The following is a 13,181-nucleotide window of genomic DNA, read 5'->3' as shown; positions in this document are numbered from 1 at the left end:
GCCCGAGGGCACGGAGATGGTGATGCCTGGTGACAACATCACCATGGAAGTGCACCTGATCGTGCCGATCGCCATGGAAGAGAAGCTGCGCTTCGCCATCCGCGAAGGCGGACGCACCGTCGGCGCAGGCGTCGTCGCAAGCATCATCGCGTAACCAGCGTTTTCGTGAGGGCGACGGCCCTTGGCGGCCTTCGCCTTCTCACGTCACGAGGAAGATTAAGACCATGAACGGTCAGAACATCCGGATCCGCCTCAAGGCGTTCGACCACCGCATTCTCGACGCTTCGACGCGCGAGATCGTGTCGACCGCCAAGAGGACTGGCGCCCAGGTCCGCGGCCCGATTCCGCTGCCGACCCTCATCGAGAAGTTCACGGTCAACCGCTCGCCCCACATCGACAAGAAGTCGCGCGAGCAGTTCGAAATGCGGACCCACAAGCGGGTTCTCGACATCGTCGACCCGACCCCGCAGACGGTCGACGCCCTCATGAAGCTTGACCTCGCCGCCGGCGTCGACGTCGAAATCAAGCTCTGATCTCAATTTAGCCGGGTCCTCTGTCTCCAGCGTTTTGGCTGGATGAACATGACCCCAAGGGAAGGTATGCACCGATGCGTTCCGGTGTGATTGCACAGAAAGTCGGGATGACCCGCATCTTCACCGATGCCGGCGAACATATCCCGGTCACCGTGCTGAAGCTCGATAACTGCCAGGTCGTCGCGCATCGCACGATCGAGAAGAACGGCTATGTCGCCGTGCAGCTCGGGTCGGGCTTGGCCAAGGTCAAGAACGTCTCGAAGGCTGAGCGCGGCCATTTCGCCGTCGCCAAGGTCGAGCCCAAGCGCAAGATCGTCGAGTTCCGCGTCTCTGACGACGCGTTGATCCCGGTCGGCGCCGAACTGACCGCCGATCACTTCGTGGTTGGGCAGTTCGTCGATGTCAGCGGCACGACGCTCGGCAAGGGCTTCGCCGGCGGCATGAAGCGCTGGAACTTCGGCGGCCTTCGCGCCACCCACGGCGTCTCGGTCTCGCATCGTTCGATCGGTTCGACCGGTGGCCGTCAGGACCCGGGCAAGACCTTCAAGAACAAGAAGATGCCCGGCCATCTCGGCACCGAGCGCGTCACCACGCAGAACCTGCGCGTCGTCCAGACGGATGTCGAGCGTGGCCTGATCCTGGTCGAAGGCGCCGTTCCCGGTCACGCCGGCGGCTGGATCCATGTCCGCGACGCCATCAAGCGCGCCCTGCCGAAGGATGCGCCGCTGCCCGGCAAGTTCAAGACCGCTGGCGGCGACACGCAGGCTCCCGCGACCGAGACCGTTGAGGAGAACGCGTGATGAAACTCGATATCACCACCCTCGAAGGCGGTTCGGCCGGTTCGGTCGAGCTCTCCGACGCGATCTTCGGCCTTGAGCCGCGCGCCGACATTCTCGCCCGCATGGTGCGCTACCAGCTCGCCAAGCGTCGCGCCGGCACGCACAAGTCCAAGGGCCGGTCGGAAGTCGATCGTACCCGCAAGAAGATCTACAAGCAGAAGGGCACCGGCGGCGCTCGCCACGGCGCGGCTTCGGCTCCGCAGTTCCGCGGCGGCGGCAAGGCCTTCGGTCCGATCGTGCGCGACCACGCTCACGATCTGCCCAAGAAGGTTCGCGCTCTCGCTCTGCGTCATGCGCTCTCGGCCAAGGCCAAGGGTTCCGAGATCATCATCATCGATGATGCCAAGCTCTCCGAGCCCAAGACCAAGCTGCTGCTCGGCCATTTCAGCAAGCTGGACCTGTCCAGCGCGCTGGTGATCGGCGGCGCCGAGATCGACGTGAACTTCGGCCTGGCCGCGCGTTCGATCCCGAACGTCGACGTCCTGCCGGTCCAGGGCATCAACGTCTATGACATCCTGCGTCGCACGAAGCTCGTGCTGACCCGCTCGGCTGTCGATGCGCTGGAGGCGCGCTTCAAATGAGCCAGGCCGCAAAGAACACCGATCCCAGGCACTACGATGTCATTCGTAGCCCGGTGATCACCGAGAAGGCGACGATGCTCTCCGAGCACAACAAGGTCGTGTTCCAGGTCGCCAGGACTGCGACGAAGCCGCAGATCAAGGCAGCGATCGAGAAGTTGTTCGACGTCAAGGTGAAGAGCGTCAACACGCTCGTCACCGAAGGGAAGATGAAGGTCTTCCGTGGCCGCCTCGGCCAGCGCTCGGATATCAAGAAGGCAATCGTGACGCTCGAAGATGGTCATTCCATCGACGTGACCACGGGTCTGTGAAGGGAGGATCTGCATCATGGCTTTGAAGAGTTTCAAGCCGACCACGCCGAGCCTTCGCCAGCTCGTGATCGTCGACCGCAGCGAGCTCTACAAGGGCAAGCCGCTGAAAGTGCTGACCGAGGGCAAGTCGTCCTCCGGCGGGCGCAACAATCTCGGCCGCATCACCGTCCGCTTCCGCGGCGGTGGCCACAAGCGCACGCTGCGCCTGATCGACTTCAAGCGTCGCGGCAAGGACGGCATCCCGGCCGTCGTGGAGCGGATCGAGTATGATCCCAACCGCACGGCGTTCATCGCGCTGATCAAGTACAGCGACGGCGAGCAGGCCTATATCCTGGCCCCGCAGCGCCTCGCCGTCGGCGACAGCGTGATCTCGGGTCCGTCGGTCGACGTGAAGCCCGGCAACGCGGCCCCGATGGGCACGCTGCCGATCGGCACGATTGTCCACAATCTGGAGCTGAAGATCGGCAAGGGCGGGCAGCTCGCCCGTTCGGCCGGCAACTACGCCCAGATCGTCGGTCGCGACCAGGGCTACGTCATCATCCGCCTGAACTCGGGCGAACAGCGCCTGATCAGCGGCCTGTGCTATGCCACCGTGGGCGCGGTTTCCAACCCCGACCACATGAACAGGAACGACGGCAAGGCGGGTCGCTCGCGCTGGCTCGGCCGTCGTCCGCATAACCGCGGCGTCTCGATGAACCCAGTCGACCATCCCCATGGCGGCGGCGAAGGCCGCACCTCGGGCGGTCGTCACCCGGTTACCCCCTGGGGCAAGCCGACCAAGGGTAAGAAGACCCGCTCGAACAAGCGGACCGATACGTTCATCGTGTCGAGCCGTCACGCCCGCAAGAAGAAGAACTGAGGTCCGTCATGGCGCGTTCGCTTTGGAAAGGTCCGTTTGTCGACGGATACCTTCTGAAAAAGGCCGAGGTTGCCCGTTCGGCGGCCCGGTCCGAGGTTATCAAGATCTGGAGCCGTCGCTCCACGATCCTGCCGCAGTTCGTCGGTCTGACGTTCGGCGTCTACAACGGCCACAAGCATGTGCCGGTGTCCGTGTCCGAGGAAATGGTGGGCCACAAGTTCGGCGAGTTCTCGCCGACGCGCACCTTCCACGGCCATGCCGCCGACAAGAAGGCGAAGAGGAAGTAAGCCATGGGAAAAGCATCCTTCCCCCGTGCGCTGCCTGACAACGAGGCTATTGCGGTCGCCCGCAATCTTCGTGTCAGCCCGCAGAAGCTGAACCTTCTCGCCCAGCTCATCCGCGGCAAGAAGGTCTCGACGGCGCTTGCCGATCTCGAGTTCTCGCGCAAGCGGATCTCGCTGGACGTGCGCAAGTGCCTGCAGAGCGCGATCGCCAACGCCGAGAACAACCATGATCTCGACGTCGACGATCTCGTCGTGGCGCAGGCCTTCGTCGGCAAGGCGCTGGTGATGAAGCGTTTCCACGCCCGCGCCCGCGGTCGTGGCGCCCGCATCCTGAAGCCGTTCGCCAACATCACGATCGTGGTGCGCGAAGTCGCCGCGGCCAAGGCCTGAGGAGAGAACGATGGGTCAGAAAATCAATCCGATCGGGCTTCGCCTCGGCATCAACCGCACCTGGGATTCGCGCTGGTTCGCCCAGAAGGGCGAGTACGGCAAGCTGCTTCACGAGGATATGGCGATCCGCGCCGCCCTCATGAAGATGCTCAAGCAGGCCGCGATCTCGAAGATCATCATCGAGCGTCCGCACAAGAAGTGCCGCGTCACCATTCACTCGGCGCGTCCGGGCGTGGTGATCGGCAAGAAAGGCGCCGACATCGAGAAGCTCCGCAAGGAGGTGATGAAGCTCACCAAGGCCGATGTGACCATCAACATCGTCGAGGTGCGCAAGCCCGAGATCGACGCGACGCTGGTCGCCGATTCGATCGCGCAGCAGCTCGAGCGTCGCGTCGCCTTCCGTCGCGCCATGAAGCGGGCCGTTCAGTCGGCCATGCGTCTGGGCGCCGAAGGCATCCGCATCAACTGCTCGGGTCGTCTCGGCGGCGCTGAAATCGCGCGTCTGGAGTGGTATCGCGAAGGTCGCGTGCCGTTGCATACGCTGCGCGCGGACGTCGATTACGGCGTCGGCACCGCCTTCACCACTTACGGCACGTGCGGCATCAAGGTCTGGATCTTCAAGGGCGAGATCCTCGAGCACGATCCGATGGCCCAGGACAAGCGCATGGCAGACGAAGGCGGCCGCTCCGGCGGTGGCAATCGTCGCGAGCATGCATAAGGCTGATCGAGAAGAGCCATGTTGCAACCAAAGAAGACCAAGTTCCGCAAGCAGTTCAAGGGGCGCATTTCCGGCGTCGCCAAGGGCGGCACGGACCTGAATTTCGGCCAGTTCGGCCTCAAGGCGCTGATGCCGGAGCGTGTCACCGCGCGCCAGATCGAGGCGGCCCGCCGCGCGATCACCCGCGCCATGAAGCGCGCAGGCCGCGTCTGGATCCGGATTTTCCCGGACGTTCCGGTGTCGAAGAAGCCGACCGAAGTCCGCATGGGCAAGGGCAAGGGCGCGCCTGAATTCTGGGCAGCCAAGGTCAAGCCGGGCCGGATCATGTTCGAGATCGACGGCGTGCCGGAAGATACCGCGCGCGAGGCCATGCGCCTCGGCGCAGCCAAGCTGCCGATCAAGACCCGCTTCATCCAGCGCATCGCCGAGTAAGGGAGGACGACATGAAGACCGCCAAACGCCTGTCCGACCTGAAGTCCATGAGCGTGGACCTGCTTCAGGACGAGCTCCTGAAGCTGAAGAAGGAGCAGTTCAACCTGCGATTCCAGCGCGCCACCGGCCAGCTCGAGAACACCTCGCGCGTCACCGAAGTGCGCAAGGACATCGCCCGCATCAAGACGCTGCAGCGGTCGAAGACCGTCGCGGCGAGCGCCTGAGGAGATAGACCATGCCGAAGCGCGTGCTGCAGGGCGTCGTCGTCAGCGACAAGCAAAACAAAACTGTTGTGGTGAAGGTCGAGCGGCGGTATACGCACCCGCTGCTCAAGAAGACCGTTCGCCGGACCAAAAACTACCACGCCCACGACGAGGCGCAGGTGGTGAAGGTCGGAGACCAGGTCTGGATTGAGGAGTCCAAGCCCATTTCCAAGCTGAAAAGCTGGGTTTTGCTCGACGGCGCTCCCAAGGCGTAAGTCAACGCGGCGTCCTTTGGCCCGAATCACATCGGGACGGGGGAGGGCGTGAATAGAGAAGTCGGGCATGTTCAAGCCGCAAGGGTGCCAGCCACTTTTGCGGTCCATGCTTTGTTTGAGGCCAGGGGGCGATCGACCCCCGTCAGTCGTAGTCCCGGCGGCGCTCATGCGGCCGGGAAACCGCGCTGATACACACTGGAAGGATCAAGGCCATGATCCAGGTGCAGACGAATCTCGAGGTCGCGGATAATTCCGGCGCCCGTCGCGTGATGTGCATCAAGGTTCTCGGCGGGTCGAAGCGGCGTTATGCCCGCATTGGCGACATCATCGTCGTCTCGATCAAGGAAGCCATTCCCCGCGGCCGCGTGAAGAAGGGCGACGTCATGAAGGCGGTCGTCGTTCGCACCGCCAAGGACGTCAAGCGCGCCGATGGTTCGGTGATCCGGTTCGACCGCAATGCGGCCGTTCTGATCAACAACCAGAAGGAGCCTGTCGGCACCCGCATCTTCGGACCGGTTCCGCGCGAACTGCGCGCCAAGAACCACATGAAGATCATCTCGCTTGCGCCAGAGGTGCTTTGATGGCTGCGAAAATCAAGAAGGGCGACAAGGTCGTCGTGCTGGCCGGCCGTGACAAGGGCAAGGCCGGCGAAGTGCTCCAGGTGATGCCGAAGGATGCTCGCGCCATCGTGCGCGGTGTCATGATGGTCAAGAAGCACACCAAGGCTTCGGCTCAGTCCGAGGGCGGCATCATCAGCAAGGAAGCGACGATCGACCTGTCGAACCTTGCCGTGGCCGATCCCAAGGACGGCAAGCCGACCCGTGTCGGCTTCAAGGTGCTCGACGATGGCCGCAAGGTCCGTTTCGCCAAGCGTTCGGGAGATCTGATCGATGGCTGATACCCAGCAGCAGGCGGCTCTCACGCCGCGCATGAAGAAGCATTACGAGGACGTCGTCCGTCCCGCGATGATCGCCGAATTCGGCTACAAGAACGTCATGGAAGTGCCGACCATCGAGAAGGTCGTCATCAACATGGGCGTGGGCGAAGCCACGGCCGACCGCAAGAAGGTCGACAACGCCGCCGGCGACCTCGCGCTGATCGCCGGCCAGAAGCCGGTCATCACCAAGTCCCGCCTCGCCATCGCCGGCTTCAAGCTGCGCGAGAACATGGCGGTCGGCTGCAAGGTCACGCTGCGCAAGACCAAGATGTTCGAGTTCGTCGACCGGCTCGTCACCATCGCCTTGCCCCGCGTGCGCGACTTCCGGGGCCTCAACCCCAAGTCGTTCGACGGGCGCGGCAATTTCGCGCTCGGGATCAAGGAGCACATCGTGTTCCCCGAGATCAACTACGACAAGGTCGACGCCGTGTGGGGCATGGACGTGATCGTCTGCACGACTGCGAAGTCGGACGACGAGGCGCGCGCCTTGCTCAAGCACTTCAACTTCCCGTTCCGGCAGTGAGCTTAACCGCTCATACGCGGAAACCAGGAGATATCGATGGCTAAGAAAAGCTCCGTCGAGAACAACAACGCCCGCAAGCGGCTGGTGAAGAAATTCGCCGGCAAGCGCGCGCGCCTTCTCGCGATCGCCAATGACGAAAGCCAGTCCATGGACGAGCGTTTCCTCGCTCGCCTCAAGCTGGCCGAACTGCCGCGCAACTCGGCTCCGACCCGGGTGCGCAACCGCTGCGAAGTCACGGGGCGTCCGCGCGCCGTTTATCGCAAGCTGAAGATGTCGCGCATTGCTCTGCGCGAGCTCGGCAACAAGGGGCTGGTTCCCGGCCTCGTCAAGTCGAGCTGGTGAGGAGGACGCATCGTGATCATTGATCCGCTTGGAGATATGCTGACCCGCATCCGCAATGCGCAGATGCGGCGCAAGTCGCGCGTTTCGACGCCCGGTTCGAAGCTGAGGGCCCGCGTCCTCGACGTGCTTCAGTCCGAGGGCTACATCCGCGGCTACTCCACCACCGAGTTCGGCAATGGCCGGACCGAATTCGACATCGAGCTGAAGTACCATGAGGGACTGCCGGTCATCCGGTCGATCTCGCGGGTCTCGAAGCCCGGCCGCCGCGTCTATTCTTCGGTGGAAACGATGCCGCGCGTGGCCGACGGCCTGGGCGTGACCATCATTTCGACGCCGAGGGGTGTGATGCCCGATCATCTTGCCCGCGAGCAGAACGTGGGCGGCGAAGTGCTTTGCAAGGTCTTCTGACCCTGCACGCCGCTCGTTTTCAGGAGAAATCCAATGTCTCGTATCGGTAAGAAGCCTGTTCCGGTTCCCGCTGGCGTCACCGCCAACGTCGCCGGCCAGCTCGTTAAGATCAAGGGCGCGAAGGGGGAACTCTCCTTCACCGTCCCCGACGACGTCTCGGTCGCGCTGGAGAACGGCTCGATCGCCGTTCAGCCGCGCTCGCAGAGCAAGCGCGCCCGTTCGCTCTGGGGTACGTCGCGCGCGCGCATCGCCAACCTCGTTCTTGGCACGACCGCGGGCTTCGAGAAGAAGCTCGAGATCAACGGCGTCGGCTACAAGGCCGCCGTCAACGGCAAGGTGCTCAAGCTGTCGCTCGGCTACAGCCACGACATCGACTACGCGATCCCCGAGGGTGTCGCGATCGTCACGCCCAAGCCGACGGAAATCGTCATCACCGGCATCGACAAGCAGGTGGTCGGTCAGACAGCCGCCGAGATCCGCGACTATCGCGGCCCCGAGCCCTATAAGGGCAAGGGCGTCAAGTACGCCGGCGAATTCATCTTCCGCAAGGAAGGGAAGAAGAAGTAAGCGCCATGAGCAGCAAGCAGACAGAAAACACTGCGCGCCGTCGGGCCCGTGTCCGCCGCGCCATCAAGGCGGTCGCCAATGGCCGCGCCCGCCTGTCGGTGCACCGCACCGGCAAGCAGATCTACGCCCAGATCATCGACGACGTGAAGGGGGTCACCCTCGCTTCGGCCTCGTCGATGGACAAGGACATCCGCGCCGACATCAAGTCGGGTGCGAATGTCGAGGCCGCGAGCGCGATCGGCAAGCTGATCGCCGAGCGCGCCGTCAAGGCTGGCGTCAAGGACGTGGTCTTCGACCGCGGCTCCTACATGTATCACGGCCGCGTCAAGGCGCTGGCCGAGGCGGCCCGCGAGGGCGGCCTGAACTTCTGATCCGATCACAGCCTGCGGGCGGCGCCTGTCGCCGTTCGCGGGCTGTTTCTACGTCATCCTTTTCGGGATGCTCGAGCGAGCGGCGGGCCTGAAGGCTTCGACCGCGCAAGTAAGAGGGAATACAATGGCGAGAGAACCTCGTGACCGCGATCGCGAAGAGCGCGATTCAGAATTCGTGGACCGTCTGGTCCACATCAACCGCGTCGCCAAGGTGGTGAAGGGCGGCCGTCGCTTCGGCTTCGCTGCTCTCGTCGTCGTGGGCGACCAGAAGGGCCGCGTCGGCTTCGGCCATGGCAAGGCCCGCGAAGTGCCCGAGGCCATCCGCAAGGCGACGGAAGCCGCCAAGCGCGGGCTGGTCCGCATTCCGCTGCGCGAAGGCCGCACGCTCCATCACGACGTCCAGGGCCGTCACGGCGCCGGCAAGGTCGTGCTGCGCGCGGCTCCGGCCGGTACCGGCATCATCGCCGGCGGACCGATGCGCGCCGTCTTCGAGGCCGTCGGCATGCAGGACGTGGTGTCGAAGTCGCTTGGCTCGTCGAACCCCTACAACCTTGTTCGCGCGACGTTCGACGCGTTGAAAAACGAGGATAGCCCGCGTGGCGTCGCCGCGCGCCGTTCGCTCAAGGTTTCGGCCCTGCAGACGCGTCGCCGCGATGCCGGCACCGACGCCGCTGTCGAAGCGTGAGGGGGCGATCATGGCCAAGAACGCTAAAGCCAAGACTGAAGCCACCGTCGTCGTCGAGCAGATCGGAAGCCCGATCCGCCGCGAGGCATCGCAGCGCCAGACCCTGATCGGTCTCGGCCTGAACAAGATTCGCCGGCAGTCGACCCTGGTCGATACGCCTGCCGTACGGGGTATGATCGACAAGGTCAGCCACCTCGTGCGCGTCGTCGACGCGAAGTGAGGGGATCGTCCGATGAAACTCACAGAAATTCGTGACAACGAAGGCGCTCACAAGTCGCGCATCCGGGTCGGCCGCGGTATCGGTTCCGGCAAGGGCAAGACCGGCGGGCGCGGCGTCAAGGGTCAGAAGGCCCGTGCCGGCGTCGCGGTCAAGGGCTTCGAGGGCGGCCAGATGCCGCTCTATCGTCGCCTGCCCAAGCGCGGCTTCCACAACCTGTTCTCCAAGGATCTGAACGAGGTCAATCTCGGTCGCATCCAGCAGGCTGTCGAGGCCGGCAAGCTCGATCCCAAGGGCGCGGTCACGATCGAGGCGCTCGTCGCCGCCGGCGTGATCACCCGCCAGGCGACCGACGGCGTGAAGATCCTGGGCGTCGGCGAACTCAAGGCGAAGCTCGCCTTCGAGGTGGCGGGTGCGTCGAAGTCGGCCGTCGAGGCGATCGAGAAGGCCGGCGGCACGATCAAGATTCTGGTAGCCGCTTCACAGGCGTGAGCGCGACGCTTACATGAAGATCAGCGAACGGCGGCCGGGCCAGAAGCCCTGGCCGCCGTTTGAATGTCTGGCGCATCCTGCGCCGGCGACAGATTTCGAGACCCAAGGACCGGACGCATGGCATCGGCGGCTGAACAGCTTGCGGCAAACCTGAATTTCGGCGCCTTCGCCAAGGCCGATGAGCTCAAGAAGCGCATCTGGTTCACGCTTGGCGCGCTGGTGATCTACCGGCTCGGCACCTACATCCCGCTGCCGGGCATGAACCCCGAAGCCGTCGCCGACCTGTTCAAGCAGTCGCAGACAGGCGTGCTTGGCCTGTTCAACATGTTCTCGGGCGGCGCCGTCGGCCGGCTTGCGATCTTCGCGCTGGCGATCATGCCGTATATTTCGGCCTCGATCATCGTCCAGCTGCTCTCCAGCGTCGTCCCGACCTTCGAGGCGCTGAAGAAGGAGGGCGAGCAGGGCCGCAAGATCCTGAATCAGTACACCCGTTACCTGACCCTGCTGCTGGCCGTGTTCCAGGCCTATGGTATCGGCGTCGGCCTGCAGGGGTCCGGCAATCTCGTGCTGGAGCCTGGCCCGTTCTTCCTGCTTTCGACCACGATCACGCTGGTCGGCGGCACGATGTTCCTGCTCTGGCTCGGCGAACAGATCACCAGCCGCGGCATCGGCAACGGCACTTCGATGATCATCTTCTCCGGCATCATCGCGGAATTTCCGTCGCAGCTTGCCCAGACGCTGGAACTCGGCCGCCAGGGCGCGATCTCGACCGGCCTGCTGCTGCTGATCCTTGTCATGGCGATCTGCGTCATCGCGTTCTGCGTGTTCATGGAGCGGGCGCAGCGCCGACTGCTGATCAACTATCCCAAGCGCCAGGTCGGCAACCGCATGTATGAGGGCCAGACCTCGTTCCTGCCGCTGAAGCTCAACACCGCCGGCGTGATACCGCCGATCTTCGCCTCGTCGCTGCTGCTGCTGCCGACGACGATCGCGAGCTTCTCGCAGGCTTCGGGAGGGACGGGCTTCCTCTCGATCATCGCGACCTATCTCGCGCATGGCCGGCCGCTGTTCATGTTCCTCTACGCGGCGCTGATCATCTTCTTCTGCTTCTTCTACACCGCGATCGTGTTCAATCCGGTCGAGACGGCCGATAATCTCAAGAAGCATGGCGGCTTCATGCCGGGCATCCGCCCCGGCGAGCGCACCGCCGAGCATATCGACCGGGTGCTGACGCGCATCACGGTGCTCGGAGCCGGCTATTTGACTATCGTCTGCCTTATCCCGGAGTTCATGATCACCTATGCCCAGATACCGATCATTCTTCTGGGCGGTACGTCGCTGCTGATCGTGGTGACGACGACAATGGATACCGTGGCGCAAGTCCACGGACATTTGCTGGCCCATCAATATGAGGGGCTGGTGAAAAAGGCGAAGTTGCGAGGGGCGAAGCGCTGATGCGATTGGTATTTCTGGGGCCGCCGGGGGCGGGTAAGGGCACTCAGGCAGCGCGCATCGTCGCGAAGCATGGCATTCCGCAGCTTTCGACCGGCGACATGCTGCGCGCCGCCGTTGCGGCGGAAACGCCGGTCGGCGTCAAGGCCAAGGCGGTGATGGATTCGGGCGGGCTCGTTTCCGACGAGATCGTCATCGGCATCGTCGCCGACCGAATCGAGGAAGCGGACGCGAAGAAGGGCTTCATCCTCGACGGCTTCCCGCGCACGCTGGCGCAAGCCGAGGCGCTCGACGTGATGCTCGCCTCCAAGGGGCTGAAGCTCGACAAGGTCCTCGAACTGACGGTCGACCAGAGCAAGCTCGTCGGCCGCATCGTCAAGCGCGCCGAAGAGGCGAAGGCCGCCGGCCAGCCGGTCCGCAAGGATGACGATCCGGACGTCTTCAAGACCCGGTTGGAGGCCTACAACCGCGATACCGCGGTGGTTGCGCCCTATTATGAGAAGCGTGGCCAACTGACCAGGATCGACGGCATGCAGCCGATCGATCAGGTGACGGCCGTCATCGAGACGACGCTGGCGGGCTGAGCCGCCCGGAAGGCGGTCACCGATTTTTTGGTGCCGTATCGGCCTGAAATGCGAGGTTCTGGCCGAATTGTCCTTGATCGGCTATGATCCGGTCATGGCCAATCCCGTCGTCAGAACTGAAGCAGGCTCCGGGAGCGCCGCGTGAAGCGCGCCTTTCTGTTCGGGCTTGCGGCCCAGCTCCTCGTCATCGGTGCGGTCTTTCTTGTTCTTGGCGATCTGATCCCTCCAAAGGTGCGATCGCCGATCATCGGCGTCGTCGCGCTGTGCCTGAGCGGCGCCAGCACATTTTTCGCCTGGCACGCGACTGCTCACCCGTCCTGGCTGGTCAAGATCGGGATGTGGATTGCCGGCTTTCTTGCCATCTATTTTGGCATCCCCCTCGTCGAGATTGTCTTCGTGCTGGTCGTTTCGCTTATTCCACGCTGACCTGCGACCGGGCTGTCCGAAGGCTTGACTCGCGCGCCGCGAGCGTCTACCGACCCGCATCCGGTTTCATGTGAGCGATGCCGTTGCCTTCGCAAGAAGGGACGGCGTCGCGTTGTTGCGTGGAACGGGTTCAACGCTTCGCAAGGGCCGGCCTCCACCGGCGCGAGGTATCTTTCACCGCCGTAGCGCCATCGGGCGCCCCGGCCGACATGGAGAATAGACTATGGCCCGCATCGCAGGCGTCAATATTCCCACCGGCAAGCGCGTCGTCATCGGCCTGCAGTATATCCACGGCATCGGCTCGGCCAAGGCCCAGGAGATCTGCACCAAGGTCGGCATCGCCGCCGAGCGCCGCGTCAACCAGCTGACCGACGCCGAAGTGCTCCAGATCCGCGAGGCCATCGATCGCGACTATCTCGTCGAGGGCGACCTTCGTCGCGAAGTCTCGATGAACATCAAGCGCCTGATGGATCTCGGCTGCTATCGCGGTCTGCGCCATCGCCGCGGCCTGCCGGTTCGCGGTCAGCGCACGCATACCAATGCGCGAACCCGGAAGGGTAAGCCGAAGGCGATCGCCGGCAAGAAGAAGTGACGATTGCCAGAGGCGATCGTCATCGTCGGGTTTGACCCGAGGATCTTGTGACGAGGGCGCGTCCAGCGCCTTCTCCTGCCTGAGATGCCCGGGACAAGCCCGGGCATGACGGCGGAATACCTCTCCCCAGCGCCTGGCATCACGGGCGCGCTCGAAGGATGAA

General features: G+C 63.9%; 26 protein-coding genes. All 26 read left to right on the top strand.

Annotated features, from left to right (window positions below; all coding sequences use genetic code 11):
• A partial coding sequence (locus tag AC1DZY_RS23875) for an EF-Tu C-terminal domain-related protein (RefSeq protein WP_476769738.1) occupies positions 1-154 on the top strand: 154 nt, incomplete at its 5' end.
• A 70-nt stretch (positions 155-224) separates the two neighbouring features.
• Positions 225-533: a 30S ribosomal protein S10 gene (rpsJ, locus tag AC1DZY_RS23870; RefSeq protein WP_043237115.1), complete on the top strand. Its 309-nt coding sequence runs from the start codon at positions 225-227 to the stop codon at positions 531-533.
• 74 nt (positions 534-607) lie between these two features.
• Positions 608-1,333, top strand: a complete 726-nt coding sequence (gene rplC, locus AC1DZY_RS23865) for a 50S ribosomal protein L3 (RefSeq protein ID WP_476822644.1) — start codon at positions 608-610, stop codon at positions 1,331-1,333.
• The gene (rplD, locus tag AC1DZY_RS23860) at positions 1,333-1,953 is read left to right on the top strand and encodes a 50S ribosomal protein L4 (protein ID WP_476822643.1); all 621 of its coding nucleotides are present in this window, start codon (positions 1,333-1,335) and stop codon (positions 1,951-1,953) included. The genes rplC and rplD overlap by 1 nt, the downstream gene beginning before the upstream one ends.
• Positions 1,950-2,261, top strand: a complete 312-nt coding sequence (locus AC1DZY_RS23855) for a 50S ribosomal protein L23 (protein ID WP_476822642.1) — start codon at positions 1,950-1,952, stop codon at positions 2,259-2,261. Before rplD ends, AC1DZY_RS23855 begins: the two co-directional genes overlap by 4 nt.
• 16 nt (positions 2,262-2,277) lie before the next feature.
• Complete coding sequence (gene rplB, locus AC1DZY_RS23850; RefSeq protein ID WP_476822641.1) at positions 2,278-3,120, top strand: 50S ribosomal protein L2; 843 nt, start codon at positions 2,278-2,280, stop codon at positions 3,118-3,120.
• An 8-nt stretch (positions 3,121-3,128) separates the two neighbouring features.
• Entirely contained in the window at positions 3,129-3,407 is a 279-nt protein-coding gene (gene rpsS / locus AC1DZY_RS23845; RefSeq protein WP_069692151.1) for a 30S ribosomal protein S19, read from the top strand.
• A 3-nt stretch (positions 3,408-3,410) separates the two neighbouring features.
• On the top strand, positions 3,411-3,794 hold the full coding sequence (gene rplV / locus AC1DZY_RS23840) for a 50S ribosomal protein L22 (protein ID WP_310150595.1): 384 nt from the start codon (positions 3,411-3,413) through the stop codon (positions 3,792-3,794).
• Between the two features lie 10 nt (positions 3,795-3,804).
• Positions 3,805-4,512, top strand: coding sequence for a 30S ribosomal protein S3 (gene rpsC / locus AC1DZY_RS23835; protein WP_476822640.1), 708 nt, complete (start codon positions 3,805-3,807; stop codon positions 4,510-4,512).
• 18 nt (positions 4,513-4,530) lie between these two features.
• Positions 4,531-4,944: a 50S ribosomal protein L16 gene (gene rplP, locus AC1DZY_RS23830; protein WP_476822639.1), complete on the top strand. Its 414-nt coding sequence runs from the start codon at positions 4,531-4,533 to the stop codon at positions 4,942-4,944.
• A gap of 11 nt (positions 4,945-4,955) precedes the next feature.
• Positions 4,956-5,168 carry a 50S ribosomal protein L29 gene (gene rpmC, locus AC1DZY_RS23825; protein WP_476822638.1) on the top strand — a complete coding sequence of 71 codons (213 nt, stop codon included), beginning with the start codon at positions 4,956-4,958 and terminating at the stop codon, positions 5,166-5,168.
• Between the two features lie 11 nt (positions 5,169-5,179).
• The gene (gene rpsQ, locus AC1DZY_RS23820; RefSeq protein ID WP_066612320.1) at positions 5,180-5,422 is read left to right on the top strand and encodes a 30S ribosomal protein S17; all 243 of its coding nucleotides are present in this window, start codon (positions 5,180-5,182) and stop codon (positions 5,420-5,422) included.
• Positions 5,423-5,634: 212 nt separating this feature from the next.
• Positions 5,635-6,003, top strand: a complete 369-nt coding sequence (rplN, locus tag AC1DZY_RS23815) for a 50S ribosomal protein L14 (protein ID WP_054144259.1) — start codon at positions 5,635-5,637, stop codon at positions 6,001-6,003.
• Positions 6,003-6,320 carry a 50S ribosomal protein L24 gene (gene rplX, locus AC1DZY_RS23810; RefSeq protein ID WP_476822637.1) on the top strand — a complete coding sequence of 106 codons (318 nt, stop codon included), beginning with the start codon at positions 6,003-6,005 and terminating at the stop codon, positions 6,318-6,320. The genes rplN and rplX overlap by 1 nt, the downstream gene beginning before the upstream one ends.
• Positions 6,313-6,882, top strand: coding sequence for a 50S ribosomal protein L5 (gene rplE / locus AC1DZY_RS23805; protein WP_476822636.1), 570 nt, complete (start codon positions 6,313-6,315; stop codon positions 6,880-6,882). Before rplX ends, rplE begins: the two co-directional genes overlap by 8 nt.
• Before the next feature lie 36 nt (positions 6,883-6,918).
• On the top strand, positions 6,919-7,224 hold the full coding sequence (rpsN, locus tag AC1DZY_RS23800) for a 30S ribosomal protein S14 (RefSeq protein ID WP_068181807.1): 306 nt from the start codon (positions 6,919-6,921) through the stop codon (positions 7,222-7,224).
• Between the two features lie 9 nt (positions 7,225-7,233).
• Complete coding sequence (gene rpsH, locus AC1DZY_RS23795) at positions 7,234-7,632, top strand: 30S ribosomal protein S8 (protein WP_476822648.1); 399 nt, start codon at positions 7,234-7,236, stop codon at positions 7,630-7,632.
• Positions 7,633-7,665: 33 nt separating this feature from the next.
• On the top strand, positions 7,666-8,199 hold the full coding sequence (gene rplF, locus AC1DZY_RS23790) for a 50S ribosomal protein L6 (protein ID WP_476822635.1): 534 nt from the start codon (positions 7,666-7,668) through the stop codon (positions 8,197-8,199).
• Positions 8,200-8,204: 5 nt separating this feature from the next.
• Positions 8,205-8,570, top strand: a complete 366-nt coding sequence (rplR, locus tag AC1DZY_RS23785; protein ID WP_476822634.1) for a 50S ribosomal protein L18 — start codon at positions 8,205-8,207, stop codon at positions 8,568-8,570.
• A 124-nt stretch (positions 8,571-8,694) separates the two neighbouring features.
• Positions 8,695-9,255, top strand: a complete 561-nt coding sequence (rpsE, locus tag AC1DZY_RS23780) for a 30S ribosomal protein S5 (RefSeq protein WP_476822633.1) — start codon at positions 8,695-8,697, stop codon at positions 9,253-9,255.
• A gap of 10 nt (positions 9,256-9,265) precedes the next feature.
• Entirely contained in the window at positions 9,266-9,475 is a 210-nt protein-coding gene (gene rpmD / locus AC1DZY_RS23775; protein ID WP_476822647.1) for a 50S ribosomal protein L30, read from the top strand.
• 12 nt (positions 9,476-9,487) lie between these two features.
• Positions 9,488-9,964 carry a 50S ribosomal protein L15 gene (gene rplO, locus AC1DZY_RS23770; RefSeq protein WP_476822632.1) on the top strand — a complete coding sequence of 159 codons (477 nt, stop codon included), beginning with the start codon at positions 9,488-9,490 and terminating at the stop codon, positions 9,962-9,964.
• A gap of 117 nt (positions 9,965-10,081) precedes the next feature.
• Positions 10,082-11,419 (top strand): preprotein translocase subunit SecY, encoded by a 1,338-nt coding sequence (gene secY, locus AC1DZY_RS23765; RefSeq protein ID WP_476822631.1) that lies wholly within the window; start codon positions 10,082-10,084, stop codon positions 11,417-11,419.
• The gene (locus AC1DZY_RS23760) at positions 11,419-12,000 is read left to right on the top strand and encodes an adenylate kinase (RefSeq protein ID WP_476822630.1); all 582 of its coding nucleotides are present in this window, start codon (positions 11,419-11,421) and stop codon (positions 11,998-12,000) included. Before secY ends, AC1DZY_RS23760 begins: the two co-directional genes overlap by 1 nt.
• 141 nt (positions 12,001-12,141) lie before the next feature.
• Complete coding sequence (locus tag AC1DZY_RS23755; RefSeq protein ID WP_476822629.1) at positions 12,142-12,426, top strand: hypothetical protein; 285 nt, start codon at positions 12,142-12,144, stop codon at positions 12,424-12,426.
• Positions 12,427-12,649: 223 nt separating this feature from the next.
• Positions 12,650-13,018, top strand: coding sequence for a 30S ribosomal protein S13 (rpsM, locus tag AC1DZY_RS23750; protein ID WP_476822628.1), 369 nt, complete (start codon positions 12,650-12,652; stop codon positions 13,016-13,018).
• Positions 13,019-13,181: the final 163 nt, after the last annotated feature.

The sequence above is a fragment of the Allobosea sp. P2_A10 genome, from assembly GCF_056405115.1.
Note: the sequence above shows the minus strand (reverse complement) of the source record. Positions and strands in the feature narration are given on the sequence as shown.